We start from the raw sequence: 22,546 nt of genomic DNA on the forward strand, positions 1-22,546 counted from the left end.
TTACTCGCTGACTTTCTCGGCTTTGCCGGCGAGCTGCGCCAGGAAGTCGTAGCGTTTTTGCAAATCAGCGGCGGCGTCTTTCCAGAGCTGTTCGGCCACCTCCGGCTGCTGCGCGTTCAGGCGACGGAAGCGCTGCTCGGCGAGCAGGGTTTCCGCCAGCGCGTCTGACGGCGGGCGGGAATCGAGCGCCAGCGGCAGCTTGCCTTCGTCGGCGCGGCGCGGGTCGAAGCGATAGAGCGGCCAGAAGCCCGTCGCGGTAAGCTGGCGCATCTGATCGTGGCTCAGCGCCAGATCGTAGCCGTGTTCCTCGCAGGGGCTGTAGGCGATGATCAGCGACGGGCCGGGGTAGGCTTCCGCCTCCTGAATCGCTTTCACCGTCTGGTTAAGCTGCGCGCCCAGCGAAATCTGCGCCACGTAAACATGCCCGTACATCATCATGCTCACGCCGAGATCTTTACGCGCCTTGCGCTTGCCGTGTTCGCCGAATTTCGTCACCGCGCCGAGCGGCGTGGCTTTCGACGCCTGTCCGCCGGTGTTGGAATAGCACTGCGTATCGAGCACCAGGATATTGACGTTCTCGGTGAGACTCAGCACGTGATCGAGGCCGCCGAAACCGATGTCATATGCCCAGCCGTCGCCGCCAATCAACCAGATGGATTTTTCCACCAGCGCGTCGGCGTCGGTCAGCAACTGCTGCGCGCCTTCCACGCCCTGTAACTGTTGGCGCAGCTCTGCGACCTGTTCGCGACGCACCTCCGGCGTGGCGTCAGTTTGCAGCGCCTCATACAGCGCAGGCGTGAGTTTATCGGCAAACTGTGTGAGCAGGCGCTGCAGGCGCGCCTTATGCTGATCGACCGTTAAGCGGAAACCCAGACCAAACTCCGCGTTATCCTCAAACAGCGAGTTCGCCCACGCCGGGCCGCGGCCGTTCGCGTCGGTGGTGTACGGCGTGGAGGGCAGGTTGCCGCCATAAATCGACGAACAGCCGGTGGCGTTGGCAATCAGCAGACGGTCGCCGTAAAGCTGGGTCAGCAGCTTGATGTAGGGCGTTTCTCCACAGCCGGAGCATGCGCCGGAATATTCAAACAGCGGCGTGATGAGCTGCGAGGTGCGAATATCGATACGCTCAAGCGTGCTGCGATCGATTTCCGGCAGGCTCAGGAAGAAGTCGTAGTTGCGTTTCTCTTTCTCCACGTGCTCCAGACGCGACATCATATTAATCGCCTTGATTTCTGGGTTCTGGCGGTCTTTCGCCGGGCAGACCTCGACGCACAGGTTGCAGCCGGTGCAGTCTTCCGGCGCGACCTGCAGCACATATTTCTGACCGCGCATATCGCGGGATTTCACATCCAGCGCGGCGAGCGAGGCGGGCGCGTCAGCCAGTGCGTCCGGGGCCACCACTTTGGCGCGGATCGCCGAGTGCGGGCAGGCGGCGACGCAGTGGTTGCACTGGGTGCAAAGCGCCTCTTTCCAGATGGGGATCTCTTCCGCGATATTGCGTTTCTCCCACTGAGTGGTGCCGAGCGGCCAGGTGCCGTCCGGCGGCAGCGCGGAAACCGGCAGCGCGTCGCCAAGCCCTGCCAGCATCGCGGCGGTCACCGTTTTGACAAAATCGGGCGCGGCGTCGGAAACCACGGGCGGGCGCAGATGGCTGGTCTCATCCACCGGCTGGCGCGCCACTTCGAAGAGCGATTCGCGGGCCAGCGCCAGCGCCTGCCAGTTGCGCTCCACCAGCTCCTGGCCTTTGCTGCTGTAGCTTTTGGCGATAGCGCCCTGGAGCGCCTCCAGCGCGCTGTCGCCCGGCAGGATCTGTGTGAGATGGAAAAACGCCATCTGCATCACGGTATTGATGCGTGCGCCGAGCTGGCATTCGCGGGCGATTTTCGCGGCGTTCACCACGAAGACGCGCGCGTTTTTGTTATTCAGCACCGCCTGGACTTCCTGCGGCAGCTGATGCCACACCTCATCCGGCGCGTAAGGCGTGTTAATCAGAAAAATACCGCCGGGTTTCAGGCGCTCGGCCATCTGATATTTATCGATAAACTGCAACTGATGGCAGCCGACAAAATCCGCCTGGCTTACCAGATACGCGGAGTTAATGGGCCGCTCGCTGACACGCAGGTGGGAAACGGTCAGGCCGCCCGCTTTTTTGGAGTCATAAACGAAATAGCCCTGGGCGTACCACGGCGTCGCGTTGCCGATAATTTTAATGTTGTTCTTGGTGGCCGAGACGCTGCCGTCGCTGCCCAGCCCGTAAAACAGCGCCTCCAGGCGCGCGTGAGAGGGCAGCGTATTCTCCGGCAGCGGCAGGGAGAGATGCGTCACGTCGTCATAAATCCCGACGGTAAAGCGCGGTTTCGGTTTTTCGGCGCGCAGTTCATTAAATACCGCCAGCACGCAGTCCGGGCCGAACTCTTTGGAGGAAAGCCCGTAGCGCCCGCCGATGACGCGCGGCAGGCTGTCGCGCTCGCCGCGGTTAAAGGCTTCCGCCAGCGCGGTCATCACATCCAGATAAAGCGGCTCCGCCTGCGCGCCAGGCTCTTTGGTGCGGTCAAGTACCGCGATGCGCTGGACGCTCTGCGGCAGCGCCGCCAGCAGGTGACGCGCGCTGAACGGGCGGAACAGGCGGACTTTCAGCACGCCCACTTTTTCGCCGCGAGTGAGCAGCTCATCCACCACCTCTTCGCAGGTGCCGCTGGCGGAACCCATCAGGATAATCACCCGTTCGGCCTCCGGGTGGCCGTAATACTCAAACGGCCGGTACTGGCGGCCCGTGGCGGCGGCGAAATCGTTCATCGCCTGTTCGACATGGTCATAGACCGCGTCATACCAGGGGTTGGTCGCCTCGCGGGACTGGAAATAGGTATCCGGGTTGGCGGAGGTGCCGCGGATCACCGGGTGTTCCGGGTTGAGCGCGCGGGCGCGGTGGGCGTGTATCTCCGCCTGCGGCAGCAGTGCGCGGATCGTGTCATCGGCGAGCGGCGCGATTTTGTTGATTTCATGTGACGTGCGGAACCCATCAAAGAAATGAATAAACGGCACGCGGCTTTTTAGCGTGGCGATATGGGAGATCAGCGCGAAATCCTGCGCCTCCTGAACGCTTGAGGCGCACAGCATCGCGCAGCCGGTCTGACGCACGGCCATGACGTCAGAGTGATCGCCGAAAATAGAGAGCGCATGGGTAGCGACGGTACGCGCCGCCACGTGCAGCACAAAAGGCGTGAGCTGGCCCGCGAGCTTATAGAGCGTCGGGATCATCAGCAGTAAACCCTGGGAAGACGTAAACGAGGTGGAGAGCGCGCCGGTCTGGAGCGCGCCGTGGACGGTCGCGATAGCGCCCGCCTCGGACTGCATCTCAACCACGCGCGGGACGTCGCCCCAGACGTTTTTCATCCCGTTGCCGGCCCAGGCGTCGGCCTGCTCCGCCATCGTGGAGCTCGGAGTGATGGGATAAATAGCGATAACTTCACTGGTGCGAAAAGCGACTGAAGCGACTGCGCCGTTGCCGTCGATGGTAATCATAAAAGACCCTTACATTGCGCAACATTGTCAGATCTGTGCGGACGCAACAGACCCTGTAGTAATAAGGGAATTTTAGCAAAGCCCTGAAGCCGGGATTTTCGTTTTTGTGTACTGACTATTCGCGAAGTGAATCATTTCATGCGCAGGATCAAGAGAAGGAGGCCGAAAAGCGCAAAAAAATGTGTCTTCGTCCAAAAAAGCAGCAGCAGGAATCTCGACGCGCCGCGTCGGGCGGCCTATGATGCTCAGGTTTTGCTTGTCAACGAAAGGGGAGAAACATGCGAGCAGCGTTTTGGGTAGGATGTGCCGCGTTACTATTATCGGCATGCAGCAGTGAACCCGTTCAGCAGGCCACCGCGGCCCATGTGCCGCCGGGAATGCGGGCTGCGTTGTCGAGTGCAGGGCAGGCGAACTGCGCGATGGTCGGGGGCTCGCTGTCGGTCGCGCGCCAGCTTGACGGCACGACCACCGGTATGTGCGCGCTGCCCAACGGCAAACGTTGCAGCGAAGCGGCGCTCGCCTCTGGCGCCTGCGCCGCGTACTGATTACGACATCAGATCCGCCAGTTTATAGACCAGACTGTACTGGCGGTATTTCAGGGTGAGCTGCTGTTTCTCCACGCTCACCGTCGCTCCCTGGCTTAACATCTCATTCATCAGCTTATCCAGCTCGTTGAGCTGCGGCTCGGCGCACAGCATGCGCGTTGACGCGAGCCCCTGCACCTTCAGCGTATCGCCATGCAGTTCACCCTGACCCATAAAGCGGTTGCACATGCTGCCGGAGACATGCATACGCTCGCCAAAGCTCAGCTCCGGCACGCGGTGCGTTGAGTCGAGCGGCGCGCCGTTGACGGTTTGCAGCACGTAGCGGTGGTGTTGCAGCGTTTCAGGCGTCACGTTTGACGTCGCCGTGTTCTGGCAACCGGCGAGCGTCATTCCCGCCAGCAAGGTGAAAAGGATTTTTTTCATGGTCGTCTCCCTGAGGTAAAAAAACGCGACGCGCCAGGCGGCGCGTCGGCGGTGTTACACCAGCTCGTTCGGGCAGGGCTGGCCCTGTTCCAGCTGGCGCAGATTTCCAAGCGTGGTTTCAGAAATGCTGATCAGCGCCTCTTCCGTCAGAAACGCCTGGTGGCCGGTGAACAGCACGTTGTGGCAGGCGGAAAGACGGCGGAACACGTCATCCTGAATCACATCGTTGGATTTATCTTCAAAGAACAGATCGCGCTCGTTTTCATACACATCCATGCCCAGCGCGCCGATTTTCTGGCGTTTGAGTGCTTCAATCGCGGCCTGGGAATCGATCAAAGCACCGCGGCTGGTGTTGATGATCATTACGCCGTCTTTCATCTGCTCGAACGCGCTCTGGTTCAGCAGGTGATAGTTTTCCGGCGTCAGCGGACAGTGAAGACTAATGACATCCGATTCCGCCAGCAGGGTCGGCAGGTCGACATATTCCACGCCAATCTCCAGCGCGGCGGCGCTCGGGTAAGGATCGAACGCCAGCAGGCGCATGCCAAAGCCTTTCAGAATGCGCAGCGCCGCGACGCCGATTTTACCGGTGCCGATAACGCCTGCGGTTTTGCCGTACATCGTAAAGCCGGTCAGCCCTTCGAGGTTAAAGTTAGCGTCACGGGTGCGCTGATATGCGCGGTGAATGCGGCGGTTGAGACACATCATCATGCCCACCGCGTGCTCGGCCACGGCTTCCGGCGAGTAAGCCGGGACGCGCACCACTTTCAGCCCCAGCTCTTTTGCCGCGTCGAGATCGACGTTGTTAAAGCCCGCGCAGCGCAGCGCGATAAATTTCACGCCATGCTTTTTCAGCTCTTCCAGCACCGGGCGGCTGGCGTCGTCGTTAACGAAAATGCAGACGCCGTCGCAATGAATGGCGGTTTTCGCCGTGCGCTCGGTTAACAGGAAGTCATAAAATTCAAGATCGAAGCCATATTCCTGGTTAACATGCTGCAAATACTTTTTGTCGTACTGCTTTGTGCTATAAACCGCCAGTTTCATAAGACTTTCTCCAGTGATTTGCTGTGATCACGTTAGCATAATTAAAAATATCGTACAAAGTTTAAAAATTAATTGTCGAACAGGTGCTTACCTCTAATTCTAGGTCAACTATGCTTTCAGAGCCGCCCTGGCTTCACCTCGCCTGGCAAAGCTGTCAGAATAATGGCTTTCTTCGGCATAATTTCTCGCTGAATCAGGATATTAACGGCCCATGAAGGGTAAATACAGAGCCGTCATCGCTTTATTACTTCTGGTTGTGCTGCTGCCTCTGGCGCTGCTGTTAACCGCGGGCTACTGGCTGCCGACGCTCGCGGGCGTCTGGCTGCCGCAGGGAACGCGCATCGCGCTGGAGCAGCGCCCGCGCCTGACCCGCTCCGCTATTGTGCTGCCGGATCTGCGTTATTTCGCGGGCGATTGCGAACTCGCCCACGCGCAAAATGTCGTGTTGAGCCACCCGACGCGCTGGCGGCTGCATCTGGACGCGCTCACGCTCAACACCGGCTGCTTCAGCGCCATACCTGACGATCCCGCGCCCGGCGCGCCGCGCACGCTCGCCCAGTGGCAGGCGATGCTGCCGGAAAGCGAGGTGGAGATAGCGCGCCTTAAACTCGCCGACCTGCCGGACTATGTCGGCACACTGCAGGCGAGCCTCAGCCCGCAGACGCAGCGCATTGCCTTTACCGGCGACAAGCTGGACGTGAGCGCCAGGCTTGAAGGGCAGGCGTTGAAGGTGGAGCGCCTGCGTCTGCACCTCTTTGACGGCCAGCCGCCGGTGTCGCTGCTCGGCGATTTCACGCTCGCGCTGATGCCGGACGGTATTCCGACCAAAGGCGAGGCGCAGGCGCGGTTTTCACTCCCCCAGGCACCGCATGGCGCTCGCGCTGAGGTCACGTGGCGCGGCGGCGAAGGGCAGCTATTACTCTTTGCGCAGGACGATCCCGATCCGCTGCTCGATCTCCCGTGGCAGGCCGGTCACGATTCGTTTGCTTTCAGCGACGGGCGCTGGCGCTGGCCGTATGAGGGCTTTCCGCTAAGCGGCCGCGCCGCGCTGCGCGTGGAGAACTGGCGCGGCGGGCTGGATGCCGCGCGCATCAGCGGACGTGTGAATGTGGTGACGCAGGGGAATGCCGGGAAGGGCAACGCGGTGATGACCTTCGGCCTAGGCACCCTGAGCCTGCGCGAGAGCGCGATGCCGCTGCGCATCACCGGCGAAGCGAAACAGGACGCGCTGGCGTTTTACGCAAGCCTGCCCGCCATGCTGCGCGGCCCGCTGCTCTCGCCTGCGCTGCATTTTCTGCCGGGCGCACTGTTGCGCTCGCGCGGGCGAGTCATTGATGCGCTCAATATTGAAGAGATCCGCTGGCCGCTCGCGGGCGTGACGGTGACGGAAAAGGGCATTGACGGGCGTTTGCAGGCCATCGCGCGCGCCAGCGAGCCGGGTCAGGGCGATATGCTGCTGCATCTGGATGGCCGCGCCGATGATTTTCTCCCCGATGCGGGCCTGTGGCGCTGGCGCTACTGGGGTAACGGCACCTTTGAACCGATGCAGTCGCGCTGGTCCATCGGCGGGCGCGGCGAGTGGCGCGACGAGGTGATCACGCTCAGCGAACTCAACACGCGTTTCGACAAATGGCAGTACGGGAGCCTGACGGTCGACCATCCGCAACTGGCGCTGAGCACACCGGTGCGCTGGGCGCGGGGAGCCGCGACCCAGGCGCTGGAGGGCGCGCTGAAGCTGGATGCCGGCGCCACGCGCTTTACCAGCGGCGCCAGCCTGCCGCCGTCAACGCTTAATTTCAGCGTCCAGGGGCGCGATCCGAGCGCGTTCCAGTTTAAAGGCGATCTGCACGCGGGAGAGATAGGCCCCGTGCGCGTCAATGGCCGCTGGGACGGCGAGCGCCTGCGCGGTCAGGCCTGGTGCTCGCCGCAGCCGCTCGCCGTCTTCCAGCCGCTGCTGCCGCCGGACTGGAAACTGCTGCTGCGCGACGGCGGCTTTTACGCGCAGGTGGCGTTTTCCGCCGCGGCAGGTCAGGGATTCGAGGCGGGCGGCCACGGCGTGGTGAAACAGGGCAGCGCCTGGACCAAAGACAACCAGTTTAACGGCGTGGACTTCGTGCTGCCGTTCCGCTTTCGCGACTCGACCTGGCAGCTCGGTACGCGCGGGCCGGTGCGGCTGAACATCGCGGAGATCCAAAGCCAGGTGCCGGCGCGGGATATTACGGCGTCACTGCAGGGCAGTTATCCGTGGAGCGAGGCGAGCCCGCTGGTGTTAAGCGACGTCAGCGCGTCGCTGCTCGGCGGCAAAATCCGCATGCAGCAGTTGCGTCTGCCGCAGCACACAGCGGCGCTGCTGCGTCTTGAAAATATCTCGTCGAGCGAGCTGATCACCGCGACCAACGTCAAACAGGTGACGCTCTCGGGCGCCATTAACGGCGCGCTGCCGCTGTGGGTCGATAACCCGCAATGGATTGTGCATGACGGCTGGCTCACCAGCCCCGGCCCGCTGACGCTGCGCGTCGATAAAGAGATGGCGGACGCGATGGCGCGGGATAACGCGGCGGCCGCGGCGGCGGTCAACTGGCTGCGCTATATGGAAATCTCCCGCTCCTGGACGCGGCTGGATGTTGATAATCTCGGCGTGCTGCGCATGCGCTCGGAGTTCCAGGGCGAAAGCCACGTGGACGGCAAAACCAGCGGCGTGCGGCTTAACTATCAGCATCAGGAAAATCTTTTCACGCTGTGGCGCAGCTTGCGTTTCGGCGATAATTTACAGTCCTGGCTTGAGCAACACGCGACGCTGCCCGCCGCGCGTTGCAAGGCAACGTCAGGGAAGACCTGCGAGGAACAACCATGAAAACCGCAATCACGCTGCTGGCAGGCGTCATCACCCTGATGCTGTGCGGCTGTACGCCGCGCATTGAGGTGGCGGCACCCAAAGAGCCGATTACCATTAATATGAACGTCAAAATTGAACACGATATCCATATTAAAGTGGATAAAGACGTCGAAGCGTTGCTGCAAAGTCGCAGCGATCTCTTCTGAGGAGACGGCCAATGAAAAGCCTGCTGGTCGTGATGCTGGCGCTGTTGCTGGCAAGCCCCGTCAGCTACGCGCTGACGCTTGACGAGGCACGCGCGCAAGGGCGCGTGGGCGAAACGTTCACCGGTTATCTTGCGCCGGTGGCGCAGGATGCCGAAACGGCGGCGCTGGTGGCGCGCATTAATCAGGCGCGGGCTGAAAGCTACCGCGACGTCGCCCAACAGAACGGATTGCCGGTCGATGAAGTGGCGAAAATGGCAGGGCAGAAGCTGGTAGCGCGCAGTAAACCCGGCGAATATGTGCGCGGCATTAATGGCCGGTGGATGAAAAAATAACCCCGCTACTCCCCACGGGTAACAGACGACGCCGCGCGCCTGTGTCAGGCTCGGAAAACGTTTTTACAGGAGACCCTTATGACAACCGAATATACTCTGCCGCTCGACGACGCGCAGGCGTCATCGTTACCGGCTATTGCGCAGGTGCTGCGCGCTAACGCCGAGTTGTTTAAACATCTGGTGATGTCCGAGCACCCGGACGATATCCGCTATGCGTATCAGCCGGAGTCGTTCGAGATAACCGACATTACCGACCGCACCTTTACGTTCCGCTGCCTGATGCACTATTTCGAGCCGTGCTGCGATCGCGATATGCATGATGCGCGCACTTACACCATTCCTTATCAGGTGCGCGATAACACGCTGGCGTTTGCGCTCGATGAAACGCCGTGGGTGGTGGCGTAACGCGGGTTGCGCCCATAAAAAAACCGCCCCGGAGGGCGGTTTTTTCGTCTGAACGTCTGATTATGCAGAAACCAGCGCGTCGATAGCGGCTTTGGCGTCGCTCTGCGCTTTGGTCGCCATTTCCGGGCCGTAAGCCACGCCTTCGGCAAACACAAAGTTCACGTCGGTGATACCGATAAAGCCCAGGAACAGGGAGAGGTACGGGGTCACCAGATCGGTCGGGGTATCTTTATGGATGCCGCCGCGGCTGGTCAGCACGATAGCGCGCTTGCCGGTTACCAGACCTTCCGGCCCTTTCTCGGTGTAGCGGAACGTCACGCCAGCGCGGGCCACCAGGTCAAAATAGTTTTTCAGCTGGGTCGGGATGTTGAAATTGTACATCGGCGCCGCAATAACAATCACGTCGTGCGCCTGCAGCTCAGCAATCAGTTCATCAGAGAGCGAGAGCGCGTCCTGCTGACGCGGGGTCAGCGGCGCGTCTGACGGGCGCAGGGCGCCAACCAGCTCGCCATCCAGTACCGGCACCGGGTTTGCCGCCAGGTCGCGCACGGTGATTTCATCCGCGCTGTGCTTTTCACGCCACTGCTCCACGAAGTAGTCGGAAAGCTGGTTGGACTGGGAGTAACCTGCCAGAATACTGGACTTCAGAACGAGTGCTTTGCTCATGGGATGTTCCTTTTTGATTTGGTTGTCAGGGCCGTTGCCCCTTGCCTGACGACAACTCTATTCACAAACCGATTACAGTGATAGCGCAATATATCGAAGTCTATGTTCTAAATTTTTGAACAAGGCGCGCCAGAAAGCGGTGTGGTACTCTACGCTTAACGAAACCCTAAGATCTAACGGGCCGTGCACAGGCCGTATAACACAATGATGGAAAAACAAAATATTACTCTCTCCGCCCTGATGGCACGTCTCGACTCGCTGATGCTGCGCGATAAAAGCCGCTTCGCCCGTCGCCTCCACGGGGCTAAAAAGATTAAAAATACTGAATCTCAGCAGGCGCTTTTCGAACAGCTCTCTCAGGAGATGAGCGAGGCGGCAGGGAAAGTCCTGCTGCGCGAAGCGGCGCGCCCGGCCATTATGTACCCGGAAAACCTGCCGGTCAGCCAGAAGAAACAGGATATCCTCAATGCCGTGCGTGACCATCAGGTGGTGATCGTGGCGGGGGAGACCGGCTCCGGTAAAACCACCCAGTTGCCGAAAATCTGCATGGAACTCGGGCGCGGCGTGAAAGGGCTAATCGGCCACACCCAGCCGCGTCGTCTCGCGGCGCGTACCGTGGCAAACCGCATCGCCGAAGAGCTGCAAACCGAGCCGGGCGGTTGCGTCGGTTATAAAGTCCGCTTTAGCGATCACGTCAGCGACAACACCATGGTTAAGCTGATGACCGACGGTATCCTGCTGGCGGAAATCCAGCAGGATCGCTTGCTGATGCAGTACGACACCATCATCATCGATGAGGCGCACGAGCGCAGCCTGAACATCGATTTTCTGCTGGGTTACCTGCGCGAACTGCTGCCAAAGCGCCCGGATCTGAAAGTTATTATTACGTCGGCGACCATCGATCCTGAGCGTTTCTCGCGCCACTTTAATAACGCGCCGATTATTGAAGTCTCTGGCCGTACTTATCCGGTTGAGGTGCGCTACCGCCCGATCGTCGAAGAGGCGGACGATACCGAGCGCGACCAGCTACAGGCGATTTTCGACGCCGTGGAGGAGCTTGGCCGCGAAGGGCCGGGCGATATCCTGATCTTTATGAGCGGCGAGCGCGAAATCCGCGACACCGCTGACGGGCTGATGAAACTCAACCTGCCGCACACCGAGGTGCTGCCGCTCTATGCGCGGCTCTCCAACAGCGAACAGAACCGCGTCTTCCAGCCGCATGCCGGGCGACGCATTGTGCTGGCGACCAACGTCGCCGAAACGTCGCTGACCGTGCCGGGCATTAAATATGTGATAGACCCAGGGACGGCGCGCATCAGCCGTTACAGCTACCGCACTAAAGTGCAGCGACTGCCGATTGAGCCGGTTTCTCAGGCGTCCGCCAACCAGCGTAAAGGCCGCTGCGGGCGCGTCTCGGAAGGGATCTGTATCCGCCTTTATTCGGAAGACGATTTCCTCTCGCGCCCGGAATTTACCGACCCGGAAATCCTGCGCACCAACCTGGCGTCCGTCATTCTGCAAATGACGGCGCTGGGGCTTGGCGATATCGCCGCGTTCCCGTTTGTCGAAGCGCCGGATAAGCGCAACATTCAGGATGGTGTGCGTCTGCTGGAGGAGCTCGGCGCTATCACCACCGACGCGCAGGCGTCAGTGTATAAACTGACGCCGCTGGGCCGTCAGCTGTCGCAACTGCCGGTGGACCCGCGTCTCGCGCGCATGGTGCTGGAGGCGCAAAAGCATGGCTGCGTGCGCGAGGCGATGATCATCACCTCGGCGCTGTCGATTCAGGACCCACGTGAGCGTCCGCTCGATAAACAGCAGGCGTCGGATGAGAAACACCGCCGCTTCCACGATAAAGAGTCCGATTTCCTGGCCTTCGTGAACCTGTGGAACTACCTCGGCGAGCAGCAAAAGGCGCTGTCGTCCAATCAGTTCCGCCGCCTGTGCCGCACCGATTATCTTAATTATCTGCGGGTGCGCGAATGGCAGGATATCTACACCCAGCTGCGCCAGGTGGTGAAAGAGCTTGGCATTCCGGTGAACAGCGAACCGGCGGGCTACCGCGAAGTGCACACGGCGCTGTTGACCGGGCTGTTGTCGCACATCGGCATGAAAGACGCCGATAAACAGGAGTACACCGGCGCGCGCAATGCCCGTTTCTCCATTTTCCCGGGCTCCGGGCTGTTTAAAAAGTCGCCGAAGTGGGTGATGGTGGCGGAGCTGGTGGAAACCAGCCGCCTGTGGGGGCGCATCGCGGCGCGTATCGACCCGGAGTGGATCGAGCCGGTGGCGCAGCACCTCATTAAGCGCTCATACAGCGAGCCGCACTGGGAGCGCGCGCAGGGTGCCGTGATGGCGAGCGAGAAAGTGACGCTCTACGGCCTGCCGATCGTGGCCGCGCGTAGCGTCAACTACAGCCAGATCGATCCGGTGCTTTCCCGCGAGCTTTTCATTCGCCACGCGCTGGTGGAAGGCGACTGGCAGACGCGCCACGCCTTTTTCCGCGAGAACCAGAAACTGCGTGCCGAAGTGGAGGAGCTGGAGCATAAATCGCGTCGCCGCGACATCCTGGTGGACGACGACACGCTGTTTGAATTTTACGATCAGCGCATCAGCGTTGATGCGATTTCCGCGCGCCACTTCGACAGCTGGTGGAAAAAAGCGAGCCGTGAAACGCCGGATCTGCTCAACTTCGAAAAGAGCATGTTGATCAAAGAGGGCGCGGAGAAGGTCAGCAAGCTCGATTACCCGAACTTCTGGCATCAGGGCAACCTGAAGCTGCGCCTGACTTATCAGTTTGAGCCGGGCGGCGACGCTGACGGCGTGACGGTGCATATTCCGCTGCCGCTGTTAAACCAGGTGGAAGACGCGGGCTTTGAGTGGCAGGTGCCGGGAATGCGCCGCGAACTCATCATCGCGCTGATTAAATCGCTGCCAAAACCCGTGCGCCGCAATTTCGTTCCGGCACCTAACTACGCCGAGGCATTTTTAGGCCGCGTTACGCCGCTGGAGCTGCCGCTGCTGGACGCGCTGGAGCGCGAACTGCGCCGCATGACCGGCGTGACGATTGACCGCGAGGCGTGGCAGGCCGAACAGGTGCCCGATCATCTTAAAATGACTTTCCGGGTGGTGGATGAGAAAGGCCGCAAGCTGCGCGAGGGCAAAGATCTCCACGCGCTGAAAGAGGGGCTGAAAGAGAAAGTGCAGGAGACGCTCTCGGCGGTGGCGGATGACGGCATTGAGCAGAGCGGGCTGCATATCTGGAGCTTCGGCACGCTGCCCGAGCGCTATGAGCAGAAGCGCGGCGGCTATCAGGTGAAAGCTTTCCCGGCGCTGGTGGATGAGAAAGAGAGCGTCGGCATCCGGCTGTTCGATAATCCGCAGGAGCAGCAACACGCCATGTGGCGCGGCCTGCGCCGTCTGCTGTTGCTGAATATTCCGTCGCCGATTAAGTATCTGCATGAGAAACTGCCGAACAAAGCGAAGCTCGGGCTTTATTTCAACCCGTACGGCAAGGTGCTGGATCTGATTGACGACTGCATCTCCTGCGGCGTTGATAAGCTTATCGCCGAAAACGGCGGGCCGGTCTGGAGCGAAGCGGGCTTTGCGCAGCTTCACGATAAAGTGCGTGCGGAACTGAACGACACCGTGGTGGATATCGCCAAGCAGGTCGAGCAGATCCTGACGGCGGTGTTCAATATCAATCAGCGTCTGAAAGGGCGCGTGGATATGACGATGGCGCTCGGCCTCTCTGATATCAAAGCGCAGATGAGCGGGCTGGTGTATCGCGGTTTTGTGACCGGCAACGGTTATAAGCGCCTCGGCGACACGCTGCGTTATCTCAACGCCATTGAAAAACGGCTTGAGAAAATGGCCGTCGACCCGCACCGCGACCGCGCGCAGATGCTCAAAGTGGAGGCTGTACAGCAGGCGTGGCAGCAGTGGCTTAACAAGCTGCCGCTTGCGCGGCGCGATGACGACGACGTGCAGGAGATCCGCTGGATGATCGAGGAGCTGCGCGTGAGTTATTTCGCCCAGCAGCTCGGCACGCCATACCCGGTTTCCGACAAGCGCGTGTTGCAGGCGATGGAGCAGGTGAGCGGGACGTAGTTGCGCACAGTGGGTGCGGAATATTGTTATGGTGGGTGCGCTGCGCTTACCCACCCTACAAGTCCTTACAACGCCCATCGTATTCCGTAGGGCGGGTAAGCGTAAGCGCACCCGCCGGGCAACACCACGTAAACCTGCACGTAGGGCGGGTAAGCGTAAGCGCACCCGCCGTTCCGGAATCTATATCGCAAACCTGACATCCCCAAAAAGCGAACGCCCATCGTACATGTTATAAACCCGCGACAACCCCCGTAGGGTGGGAGCGCAGCGCACCCACCATGAAAACGGCAACCTGTCTCATGGACGGAGGCGAATCGTATGTCCCTCTATCGCAGGCTTTATATCCCTGGCAACACCTGGTTTTTCACCGTCAATCTGCGCAACCGTCGCAGCCTCCTGTTATGCCGTTACATTGACCTGTTGCGTGCGCAGGTCGCTCGGGTGAAACGCCGCTATCCCTTCACCATCGACGCCTGGGTGGTGCTGCCTGAACACATGCACTGCATCTGGACGCTGCCGGAAGGAGACCACAATTATTCTGTGCGCTGGCAGGAGATTAAAAAAGGGTTTACCCGCGCGTTAACGCCGCCACGTGCGGCAGACACGGTCTGGCAGCGACGCTTCTGGGAGCATGGTATCTGGAATGAAGAGGATTTGCGGCGACACAGGAATTACATTTATTTCAACCCGGTGAAACATGGCTGGGCGCGGCAGGTGTGCGAATGGCCATTTTCATCGTTTCACCGCGATGTAACGCGAGGGTTGTATCCGAAAACCTGGGCGGGAGACAGCGGGGAGTTTTGCGTTGGTGAACGTCAGATTTACCGTGGTTTTTGACGGTAGCGGGCGATTTTGTAAACGGTGGGTGCGCTGCGCTTACCCACCCTACAATAGGGCTGGCGCTGGATTTGTGAATGGTGGGTGCGCTACGCTTACCCACCCTACAATACCCACATTGACCTGTGCGTAGGGCGGGTAAGCGGAGCGCACCCGCCGGGGCAACCCCCACGTTAACCTATATGTAGGGCGGGTCAGCGTAAGCGCACCCGCCGTTCCACCAAACCATACCTGCCGCCCCTCAAACCGCACCCGCCGCGCCGATATTACTTCACCACCGCCAGCGTAAAACCGTCCCAGCCTTTGCTGCCGACGGTTTGCAGCGCGGTAGCGCGCAGGCGCGGGTGGTTGCCGAGCATCCCGATAAACGTTCGCACGCCCTGCACGCGCAAATCGTCGCTCTGTGGATCGGTCACGGCACCGTCGCGCACCACGTTATCACCTACAATCACCGTTCCTGTGCGTGAAAGCGTCAACGCCCACTCCAGGTACAGCGGGTTATTCGGCTTATCGGCATTGATAAAAATCAAATCGAAAGGCGGCTCGTCGGCGTACAGCGGCAGGCTCTCCGCCGCTGGCCCCACGCGCAGCTGCACTTTCGGCGTCACGCTCGCCAGCGCCAGGTTGGCGGCCGCCACTTCGGCGTGTTCGGCACTCGCCTCAAGCGTCACCACCAGCCCGTCCTCCGGCAGCGCACGCGCCAGCCAAAGCGTGCTGTAACCGCCAAGCGTGCCGATTTCCAGCACGCGTTTTGCGCCAGTCATCATCACTAACAGCCCGAGAAACTGTCCCTGCAAGGGCGAGACGTCATGCGGCGGCAGGCCCGCCAGACGATTGTTCTCCAGCACCTGCGCCATCAGCGGATCGGCGGGGATCAGCGCCTGCGTCAGATATTCATCGACTTCACGCCATTGTTGCTGCATCAAACCGCTCTCCTGTAAGCGCGCCGCGCGGGCGCATTAACTACGGACTGGCTACCTTAGCAGCATAGCGGTGTTTCCCGTTTTGCGCAGCGGCACCCGGCCACCCGCCCCCAAGCGAGCGGTAGAGATCCACCTGCGCCAGCAGCAGATTATTTTTCACCTGCACCACATTGAGCTGTGCCGAAAACAGCGTGCGGCGGGCGTCCAGCTCGTCAAGATAAGAGGCGTACCCGTTCTGGTAACGGTTGTGAGCAATGCGCAGCGTCTCCTGCGCCGCCTGCTCCTGAGCCTGTAGCTCAACGAGCTGTTCCCCAAGACGCTGCACCGCGTCCAGACTGTCGTTCACTTCCTTAAAGGCATTGCGCACCGTGCTCTCATAACTGTAAAGCGCCTGATTTTTCTGTGACGTTGTCACGTCAACCTGCGCACTCAGCGCCTCGCGGTTGAGCAGTGGCGCGAGAACGCTGGCACCCACGCTCCAGAGCCGCAGCGGGTTGGCGAGCAGTTCCGGCAGCGTGTTCTCCTGAAGCGATCCCGAGGCGGTGAGATTAATGCCCGGCAGCAGGCGCGCGCGGGCCACGTTCAGTTGGGCGTCGCTCGCCACCAGCGTCTGTTCGGCCTGAACGATATCCGGGCGGCGGTTCAGCAACGATGATGGCAGCTGCGACGGAATCGTGAGCGGGCTTAAAGCGTCAAATTCACCGCCGCGCGCGATCGGGCCAGGATTCTGACCGATAAGAATGCTAAGCGCGTTCTCCTGCTGGGTTATCTGGTGCTGAATCTGCGGGATTTGCGCACGCGTGGCGCGCAGTTCAGATTCCGACTGCATCAGCTCCAGCCGAGAGCTATAGCCGGTTTCATACTGGCGTTTCGCAAGCTTCAGCGCGTCCTCGCGCGCGCTAAGCGTCGCCTGCGTCACCCGAAGCTGTTCATCCAGCGCCAGCAGGGTGATATAGCCGCTCGCGACCTGCGAGGCTACCGTCAGGTTCGCGGCCGCGGCGGCGGCTTTCTGCGCCTCCAGGCTCGCCTTTGCGGCGTCGGCGGCGCTGGCGTACTGGCCCCAGATATCGACGTTATAACTGGCGTTCAGGCTGCCTTTGTAGAGATCGCCATACACCGGCAGGCCGGTCGCCGCCGATTGCGAACGGCTGCGACCGGCGCTGAAACCCGCGTCAAGCGTCGGGAAGCGATCGCCAAGGGCCGCCTGTACCTGCGCCTGATACTGATTAACGCGCTCGCGGGCGAGCAGCACATCGCTGTTGTAGCGCAGCGCCTGATCCACATAGCGGTTCAGCGCCGAATCGTGAAAATTGCGCCACCAGAAACCTTCTGTGGGCGAGGACGGGCCGACAGCGGCGCGCCAGGCGGGCGGAATGATGAGCGAGGGGCGAGCCTGCTCCACGTTGCCAGCATGACAGCCCGCGAGCAGGAGGGTGGTTGTCAGCAGAGTCAGAGCGCGGCGCATTATTTCGCCTCGCTGCGGGTGTTAATGGTTACCTGTACCGACATGCCGGGGCGCAGGCGCGCGCGTTTTTCGGCGTCGCCCAGTACCTCGATGCGCACCGGGATGCGCTGGGCGATTTTCACAAAGTTGCCGGTCGCGTTATCGGGCGTGATGGCGCTGAATTCCACGCCGGTTGCCGGAGAGATACTCTGCACGCGGCCTTCGAATTTTTCATCGTTGAGCGCGTCCACGGTGAACGTCACCGACTGACCGGTTTTCACATCGGCAAGCTGGGTTTCTTTCAGGTTGGCGATAACCCAGTTCTGCGGCGGCACCAGCGAGGTCAGCCGCGTACCGGCGGTCACGTAGCCGCCCTGGCGCACGGCAATCTGCCCGAGCTGGCCGTCGCGCGGGGCAATGATGCGGGTGTTTTGCAGATCGATTTGCGCAAGCTCCAGCGCCGCGCGGGCGTTTTCCACATCCGCCTCCAGCGACGCGCGGTTCACAATCACGCTTTGCAGATTCTGGCGCGACACCTCTAGCTGGGCGGCGGCCTGCTCTACGCTGGCGCTGCCCTGCGCGGCGCTGGCGATGGCGGCGTCGCGCTCGCGCACCGACAGCGAGCCGTCCTGTGTCAGTTCCTTCACGCGGCGTAAATCGGCCTGGTTATGCAGGCTCTGGGCGCGGGCGCTGGCGAGCGCCGCTTTATTCTGGGCGATGGTCGCCTCGGCGCTGCGGCGCTGTTGCAGGTTATTAGCCAGCGCCGCCTCGCGCATGGCGAGCGTCGCCTGCGCCTGATGCACCCGCTGTTTGTAGATGCGGTCATCGATGGTCATCAGCACGTCGCCCTGTTTCACATGCGCGAAATCCTGCACGTTGACGGCGGTGATATAGCCGTTTACCTGCGGGCTGATAAACGTCGTCATGCCGCGCACGTAGGCGTTATCGGTCGAGGCGGCGTGGCGGGTAAACGGCGGAAGCTGCCAGGCGTACAGGATCACCAGCAGGCCAACCAGCCCGATAGCACCAGCGGCGAAGAAGGAGACCACGCGCAGGTTGTTTTTTTCCGGCGACGCGGGGGTGGGGGCGCCTTGTTGGCTCATCACTACTCCAGAATATGTCAGTCAATAAATCGTCAGGTTACTGGCCGCTCTGCATCGCCTGCTTCAGGGCACGGCGTGCGGCGAGCCGCAGGCGGATAAGCCGCCAGAAAATCCACAACAGCGTCGAGGCGGCGATGGCCGCCGTCAGCAGACAGGTATCGTTATAGGCCAGAATATTCGCCTCGGTGCTGGTCACGGTCTGCAACTGTTGCACCGCCTGCGCATTGAGCAGCGTCGGGTCGTTAAGCAGATTGCTCCAGATCTGGCTGTACTGCGCGAGTCGTTCGTTCACCAGCGGGCTTAGCGAGGTGAGCTGATCGGCGAGCAGGCTGGAGTGATATTTCTCCCGCCAGGTCTGGAATGTGCCGAGCAGCGCCGAGCCGATAAGCCCGCCCAGGTTCTGACTCATGCCGAACAGAACGGAAAAACTCACCAGGTTGCGCGGATCGGCGATAACCCCGCCAATGCCCGCGAGCATCGCCGGGGCCAAGAAAAAGGCGCTGGCAAAGCCCAGAATAAACTGGCTTATCAGCATCTGATCGGCGCGGGTCTGGCTGGTGGCCTGGCTGTCCATCAGCGAGGCGATGATCATCAGCGCCAGCGAGACCATAATCGGCCAGACGGTTTTTTGCGGATTAATGGTGAGCGCGCTGGTCACGATGCCGCAAATCACGCCCGCGAGGATCGCCAGCGCCAGGTGCGTCATCTGCTCATTCTGTAAACCGATATACTGCAACCAGCCGATAGCGCCGGTGTTCTGCTCCGCCAGCACGATGCGGATCAGCACCATAATCAGCCCGAGGCGCACGATACTGCCGCTGGAGAGCCAGCGGGTGTTCAGCAGCGGGTTCGTGCGGTTATGCTCGAACGTGATAGCGGCGACGATAAGTACCAGCGACGCGCCAAGCGCCCAGCCTATCCACGGCGCTTCAAACCACCAGTCGAGCCGTCCGAGCGACAGCGCGCCGCAGAGCAGCGCCATGCCGGGCGCCATCAGCAGAAACGTAATAAAATCTTTTTTCTCAAAAACTTTGCGCCGATCGCCCGGCGGCAGTTTTAACGCAATCACACAGGCGAGAGAAATCATCGCCAGCCCCAGTTCGAACAGATACAGACCGCGCCACTCTTCAAGCTGCAGCAGCTCGGTGGAGAAGAGGCGAGCGATGGGGATCGCGAGCTGCGAACCGGTAATGCCGATGGTGAGCGCCTTCAGGCGATGCTTCGCGGGCCAGGCCTGGATCTGGTAATAAATGCCGAGCGAACTCAGCGCCGCGCCTACCATGCCGTGCGCGGCACGCACCATGAGGGCGGTGTTGAGATCGTTAACGAACAGATGGAAAAACGTCACCAGCACATAGAGCACCAGAAACCCTTCGGTAAAAGCGCGCAGCCCGTACTGCTGGCGAAATTTCACCAGCAGCAGGTTGATAGAGACGTTGGTCATAACATAAACCGCTGGCAGCCAGGCGATTTCCGTCGACCAGGCGGCGAAGGTGCCCTGTAAATTTTGCAGGTTCGCCGTGACCATCGCGTTACCGAGCGCGCCGGTAAGACACACCAGCAGCCCGACGATGCCATAGGCGATGCGCTTCCAGGGCGCATGGTGCGGCGTCGACGGCGAGCCGAGCAGCATCGGTTTTTCATGGGGCGCCCACTCGCGTGGCGCATAAGGGTCGTGTTTCACCGATCGCATTACTGTTTTTCAATTTCCTGCAACAAACGGTCCAGTACGCGACGCGTGACGGCCAGTTCTTCCGGGGGAATGGTGGAAAGGATAGTCTCCCTGAGGCTATCTGCCTCGACTTTCACCTTTTCAAACAGCGCCTGGCCTTGTGGTGTGGCGACCAGCAGCCGCTTGCGGCGATCGCCAGGCGGCGTCACGCGCTCAATGAGTTGCTGTTCCACCAGGCGATTCAGCAATGGCACCAGCGTGGCGCTCTCCACGCCGAGCTGCTGCGCCAGCTCACCCTGCGACAGCGGCGTTTCATGCCGCGCAATCGCGGCGACGGCCACCCAGCTTGCCTGGCTCATGCCAAGCCCTTTCAGCCGCCGATCCATCGCGAGACGCCAGTGGTGGGCGGTCATCCACAGCAAATGTGAGAAAGTCAGGTCACGCGTATCCACGGCGGTTATCCATTCGTTAGTGCTCTAACTATTCTAGAGCGCGCCATTTTGATAATTCAAGTGAATGTAAATTAATCTTTAAAAAATATTGTGAATGTATCGCGGCGCGTTGTCTGAATTGCAGCCACACCCATTGCCGCTGCGCTATGCTCTGATGCGGCCTGACGCCGCATGAATGAGAGGGAAAGATGCCTGATTATCTGATTGAACCGAGCGACCCGACGCACCCTGACGCTATCGTTTTGCTGGCGGCGCTCTCTGAAACGCTGGCCGCGCTGACTGGCAGCTCGGGCAGGCAGTCGTTTAATAATGACGATGTGCGCGCTGAGGGGGCCACTTTTTTACTGGCGCGCAACGCCAGCGGCACGGCCATCGGCTGTGTGGCCTGTCGGCCTCTGAAGCCAGGCATCGCCGAAATCAAACGCCTGTTCGCGCTGCCGGATAACCCCGGCGCGGGCAGTCAGTTATTAAGCGCGGCGGAGCGCTTCGCGCGCGACGCTGGTTACGATCAGGCGTGGCTTGAGACGCGGCGCACCAATCCGCGCGCGGTAGAGTTTTACCTGCGCCGCGGTTACGAGATTATCGACAACTACGGGCGCTATGTCGGGCAGGAGGATGCGGTCTGCTTCGCAAAACCACTTCAGGAAGAAGGCGAAGATGATGCTCAGCGGGCTTAATCATCTGACGCTCGCCGTGCGCGATGTGGCGCAAAGCCTGGCGTTTTACCACTCGCTGCTGGGGCTGCGGCTGCATGCGCGCTGGGACGGCGGGGCGTATCTCTCTTGCGGCGATCTCTGGCTCTGTCTGTCGCAGGATGACAGCGCCGGGCAGCCTGCGGCGGACTACACGCATTATGCCTTTACCGTGAGCGAGACGGATTTCCCGTTAATGGTGGATAAACTCACCGCCGCGGGCGTGAAAACCTGGAAAACCAACCGCAGCGAGGGCGACTCCTGGTATTTCCTCGACCCGGACGGGCATCAGCTCGAACTGCACGTCGGCAGCCTCGCCACCCGGCTCGCCGCCTGCCGTGCCGAGCCCTATAAGGGGATGCGGTTTTATGATTAATCACCGCGTGTTTTCTATCACGCGCACGATAAGCGGTGCGGTGATTGTCCGGCATATCGCAGATTAGGAGCTCTCCGGTAGGGGAGCCGAACGCCAGTCGGTACGCTGGATGCTGGCTTTGACTATGGAGGTGACCATGAACATGATGCCTTTTCCTTTGCTGTCGGAAGGCACGCTGCAGCGTGTTAACCTCATCGGCGCGTGGCTCGCCCGGAACGATTTTGCCGCCGCTCCTGCTGCCGGGGACGCTGAGCTGATTGTGCTGGCGGGTAACGCCGTTCTGCCCACCGTGGACGCCGCCGCGCGTCTGGCTAAAGAGAGCGGGCTGCCGCTGCTGATAACCGGCGGGCTGGGTCACTCGACCACGTTCCTCTATGCCGCCGTGGCGCAGCATCCACGCTACAACCATCTGCGCACCACCGGCCTTACGGAGGCGGGAATACTCGCCCGTATCGCCCGCGAGTTTCATGAGGTGCCGGAGGAGCAGATTATCGTCGAAGAAAAATCCACCAACTGTGGCGAGAACGCCCGTTTTACCCGCGAGCTGCTGGATGCGCGCGGTGAGTTGCCTGCGCGCGCGGTGCTGATTCAGGACCCGACCATGCAGCGCCGTACCCACGCTACCTTTACCCGCGCCTGGCGCGACGCGCCGACCTCGCCGGAATGGCTGAGTTACCCCGGCGTTCAGCCGGTGCTGGAAAATGGTGCCAGGGCGGTGCAGTTCCGCGAGCCGTCGGAAGGGCTCTGGCCGGTAGAGCGGTATCTGTCGCTGGTGCTGGGTGAGATCCCGCGCCTGCGTAACGACGCAGACGGCTACGGCCCGGCGGGCCGCGATTTCATCGATGAAGTGGCGATCCCGTCTGACGTGCTGAACGCCTGGCAGGCGCTGCACGAGGAGCCGCAGCTCACCAGCTTTTTGCGTCATCGCTCACTCGCCTGACGACCTACTGCCCGTTTG

At 61.0% G+C, this 22,546-nt stretch carries 19 protein-coding genes; 10 read left to right on the plus strand and 9 right to left on the minus strand.

Annotated elements, in window-relative coordinates:
* Positions 1 to 3,522: a pyruvate:ferredoxin (flavodoxin) oxidoreductase gene (gene nifJ / locus G6041_RS04600; RefSeq protein ID WP_012124659.1), complete on the minus strand. Its 3,522-nt coding sequence runs from the start codon at positions 3,520 to 3,522 to the stop codon at positions 1 to 3.
* A gap of 278 nt (positions 3,523 to 3,800) precedes the next feature.
* Here nifJ and G6041_RS04605 point away from each other — a divergent pair, with 278 nt between their 5' ends.
* Positions 3,801 to 4,067 (plus strand): putative hemolysin, encoded by a 267-nt coding sequence (locus G6041_RS04605; protein ID WP_015386690.1) that lies wholly within the window; start codon positions 3,801 to 3,803, stop codon positions 4,065 to 4,067.
* Here G6041_RS04605 and hslJ read toward each other — a convergent pair whose 3' ends face one another.
* The gene (hslJ, locus tag G6041_RS04610; protein ID WP_007896943.1) at positions 4,068 to 4,490 is read right to left on the minus strand and encodes a heat shock protein HslJ; all 423 of its coding nucleotides are present in this window, start codon (positions 4,488 to 4,490) and stop codon (positions 4,068 to 4,070) included. It abuts the gene before it with no gap.
* A 54-nt stretch (positions 4,491 to 4,544) separates the two neighbouring features.
* Positions 4,545 to 5,534: a 2-hydroxyacid dehydrogenase gene (locus G6041_RS04615; protein WP_004388292.1), complete on the minus strand. Its 990-nt coding sequence runs from the start codon at positions 5,532 to 5,534 to the stop codon at positions 4,545 to 4,547.
* A 211-nt stretch (positions 5,535 to 5,745) separates the two neighbouring features.
* On the opposite strand from G6041_RS04615, the gene G6041_RS04620 reads away from it, so the two are divergent.
* From G6041_RS04620 to G6041_RS04635, 4 genes are all read left to right on the plus strand, one after another.
* Entirely contained in the window at positions 5,746 to 8,388 is a 2,643-nt protein-coding gene (locus tag G6041_RS04620; protein WP_012124661.1) for a YdbH family protein, read from the plus strand.
* The gene (locus G6041_RS04625; RefSeq protein WP_004388543.1) at positions 8,385 to 8,576 is read left to right on the plus strand and encodes a YnbE family lipoprotein; all 192 of its coding nucleotides are present in this window, start codon (positions 8,385 to 8,387) and stop codon (positions 8,574 to 8,576) included. Before G6041_RS04620 ends, G6041_RS04625 begins: the two co-directional genes overlap by 4 nt.
* Positions 8,577 to 8,587: 11 nt before the next feature.
* The gene (locus G6041_RS04630; RefSeq protein WP_007868029.1) at positions 8,588 to 8,908 is read left to right on the plus strand and encodes a YdbL family protein; all 321 of its coding nucleotides are present in this window, start codon (positions 8,588 to 8,590) and stop codon (positions 8,906 to 8,908) included.
* Positions 8,909 to 8,986: 78 nt separating this feature from the next.
* Complete coding sequence (locus G6041_RS04635) at positions 8,987 to 9,313, plus strand: hypothetical protein (RefSeq protein WP_012124662.1); 327 nt, start codon at positions 8,987 to 8,989, stop codon at positions 9,311 to 9,313.
* 60 nt (positions 9,314 to 9,373) lie between these two features.
* Here the strand turns inward: G6041_RS04635 and azoR are convergent, their stop codons facing one another.
* Positions 9,374 to 9,979 (minus strand): FMN-dependent NADH-azoreductase, encoded by a 606-nt coding sequence (azoR, locus tag G6041_RS04640; RefSeq protein WP_166491631.1) that lies wholly within the window; start codon positions 9,977 to 9,979, stop codon positions 9,374 to 9,376.
* A 204-nt stretch (positions 9,980 to 10,183) separates the two neighbouring features.
* On the opposite strand from azoR, the gene hrpA reads away from it, so the two are divergent.
* Positions 10,184 to 14,089 (plus strand): ATP-dependent RNA helicase HrpA, encoded by a 3,906-nt coding sequence (gene hrpA, locus G6041_RS04645; RefSeq protein ID WP_166491632.1) that lies wholly within the window; start codon positions 10,184 to 10,186, stop codon positions 14,087 to 14,089.
* A gap of 318 nt (positions 14,090 to 14,407) precedes the next feature.
* Complete coding sequence (locus G6041_RS04650; RefSeq protein ID WP_012124664.1) at positions 14,408 to 14,926, plus strand: REP-associated tyrosine transposase; 519 nt, start codon at positions 14,408 to 14,410, stop codon at positions 14,924 to 14,926.
* 266 nt (positions 14,927 to 15,192) lie between these two features.
* On the opposite strand, the gene G6041_RS04655 is transcribed toward G6041_RS04650, so the two are convergent.
* Genes G6041_RS04655 through G6041_RS04675 form a run of 5 tightly spaced genes read right to left on the minus strand, consistent with a single transcriptional unit; the run spans position 15,193 to position 20,520 of the window.
* Positions 15,193 to 15,849 carry an O-methyltransferase gene (locus tag G6041_RS04655; protein WP_012124665.1) on the minus strand — a complete coding sequence of 219 codons (657 nt, stop codon included), beginning with the start codon at positions 15,847 to 15,849 and terminating at the stop codon, positions 15,193 to 15,195.
* A 40-nt stretch (positions 15,850 to 15,889) separates the two neighbouring features.
* Positions 15,890 to 17,314 (minus strand): efflux transporter outer membrane subunit, encoded by a 1,425-nt coding sequence (locus G6041_RS04660; RefSeq protein WP_012124666.1) that lies wholly within the window; start codon positions 17,312 to 17,314, stop codon positions 15,890 to 15,892.
* The gene (locus G6041_RS04665; protein WP_012124667.1) at positions 17,314 to 18,396 is read right to left on the minus strand and encodes an HlyD family secretion protein; all 1,083 of its coding nucleotides are present in this window, start codon (positions 18,394 to 18,396) and stop codon (positions 17,314 to 17,316) included. The genes G6041_RS04660 and G6041_RS04665 overlap by 1 nt, the downstream gene beginning before the upstream one ends.
* Before the next feature lie 37 nt (positions 18,397 to 18,433).
* The gene (locus G6041_RS04670) at positions 18,434 to 20,089 is read right to left on the minus strand and encodes an MFS transporter (RefSeq protein ID WP_004388353.1); all 1,656 of its coding nucleotides are present in this window, start codon (positions 20,087 to 20,089) and stop codon (positions 18,434 to 18,436) included.
* Positions 20,089 to 20,520, minus strand: a complete 432-nt coding sequence (locus G6041_RS04675) for a MarR family winged helix-turn-helix transcriptional regulator (protein WP_004388354.1) — start codon at positions 20,518 to 20,520, stop codon at positions 20,089 to 20,091. The genes G6041_RS04670 and G6041_RS04675 overlap by 1 nt, the downstream gene beginning before the upstream one ends.
* A gap of 188 nt (positions 20,521 to 20,708) precedes the next feature.
* Here G6041_RS04675 and G6041_RS04680 point away from each other — a divergent pair, with 188 nt between their 5' ends.
* From G6041_RS04680 to G6041_RS04690, 3 genes are all read left to right on the plus strand, one after another.
* Complete coding sequence (locus G6041_RS04680; protein ID WP_012124669.1) at positions 20,709 to 21,197, plus strand: GNAT family N-acetyltransferase; 489 nt, start codon at positions 20,709 to 20,711, stop codon at positions 21,195 to 21,197.
* On the plus strand, positions 21,181 to 21,588 hold the full coding sequence (gene fos, locus G6041_RS04685; RefSeq protein WP_041460706.1) for a FosA family fosfomycin resistance glutathione transferase: 408 nt from the start codon (positions 21,181 to 21,183) through the stop codon (positions 21,586 to 21,588). The genes G6041_RS04680 and fos overlap by 17 nt, the downstream gene beginning before the upstream one ends.
* Before the next feature lie 136 nt (positions 21,589 to 21,724).
* On the plus strand, positions 21,725 to 22,528 hold the full coding sequence (locus G6041_RS04690; protein WP_041460493.1) for a YdcF family protein: 804 nt from the start codon (positions 21,725 to 21,727) through the stop codon (positions 22,526 to 22,528).
* Positions 22,529 to 22,546: the final 18 nt, after the last annotated feature.

This window comes from Cronobacter sp. HA18003 (assembly GCF_011605905.1).
GTDB lineage: Bacteria > Pseudomonadota > Gammaproteobacteria > Enterobacterales > Enterobacteriaceae > Cronobacter > Cronobacter sakazakii.

Bases quoted from the DNA above. Each gene is read 5' to 3' on its own strand.
- nifJ (WP_012124659.1), bottom strand. From the start codon at position 3,522: ATGATTACCATCGACGGCAACGGCGCAGTCGCTTCAGTCGCTTTTCGC.
- G6041_RS04605 (WP_015386690.1), top strand. From the start codon at position 3,801: ATGCGAGCAGCGTTTTGGGTAGGATGTGCCGCGTTACTATTATCGGCA.
- hslJ (WP_007896943.1), bottom strand. From the start codon at position 4,490: ATGAAAAAAATCCTTTTCACCTTGCTGGCGGGAATGACGCTCGCCGGT.
- G6041_RS04615 (WP_004388292.1), bottom strand. From the start codon at position 5,534: ATGAAACTGGCGGTTTATAGCACAAAGCAGTACGACAAAAAGTATTTG.
- G6041_RS04620 (WP_012124661.1), top strand. From the start codon at position 5,746: ATGAAGGGTAAATACAGAGCCGTCATCGCTTTATTACTTCTGGTTGTG.
- G6041_RS04625 (WP_004388543.1), top strand. From the start codon at position 8,385: ATGAAAACCGCAATCACGCTGCTGGCAGGCGTCATCACCCTGATGCTG.
- G6041_RS04630 (WP_007868029.1), top strand. From the start codon at position 8,588: ATGAAAAGCCTGCTGGTCGTGATGCTGGCGCTGTTGCTGGCAAGCCCC.
- G6041_RS04635 (WP_012124662.1), top strand. From the start codon at position 8,987: ATGACAACCGAATATACTCTGCCGCTCGACGACGCGCAGGCGTCATCG.
- azoR (WP_166491631.1), bottom strand. From the start codon at position 9,979: ATGAGCAAAGCACTCGTTCTGAAGTCCAGTATTCTGGCAGGTTACTCC.
- hrpA (WP_166491632.1), top strand. From the start codon at position 10,184: ATGATGGAAAAACAAAATATTACTCTCTCCGCCCTGATGGCACGTCTC.
- G6041_RS04650 (WP_012124664.1), top strand. From the start codon at position 14,408: ATGTCCCTCTATCGCAGGCTTTATATCCCTGGCAACACCTGGTTTTTC.
- G6041_RS04655 (WP_012124665.1), bottom strand. From the start codon at position 15,849: ATGCAGCAACAATGGCGTGAAGTCGATGAATATCTGACGCAGGCGCTG.
- G6041_RS04660 (WP_012124666.1), bottom strand. From the start codon at position 17,314: ATGCGCCGCGCTCTGACTCTGCTGACAACCACCCTCCTGCTCGCGGGC.
- G6041_RS04665 (WP_012124667.1), bottom strand. From the start codon at position 18,396: ATGAGCCAACAAGGCGCCCCCACCCCCGCGTCGCCGGAAAAAAACAAC.
- G6041_RS04670 (WP_004388353.1), bottom strand. From the start codon at position 20,089: ATGCGATCGGTGAAACACGACCCTTATGCGCCACGCGAGTGGGCGCCC.
- G6041_RS04680 (WP_012124669.1), top strand. From the start codon at position 20,709: ATGCCTGATTATCTGATTGAACCGAGCGACCCGACGCACCCTGACGCT.
- fos (WP_041460706.1), top strand. From the start codon at position 21,181: ATGCTCAGCGGGCTTAATCATCTGACGCTCGCCGTGCGCGATGTGGCG.
- G6041_RS04690 (WP_041460493.1), top strand. From the start codon at position 21,725: ATGAACATGATGCCTTTTCCTTTGCTGTCGGAAGGCACGCTGCAGCGT.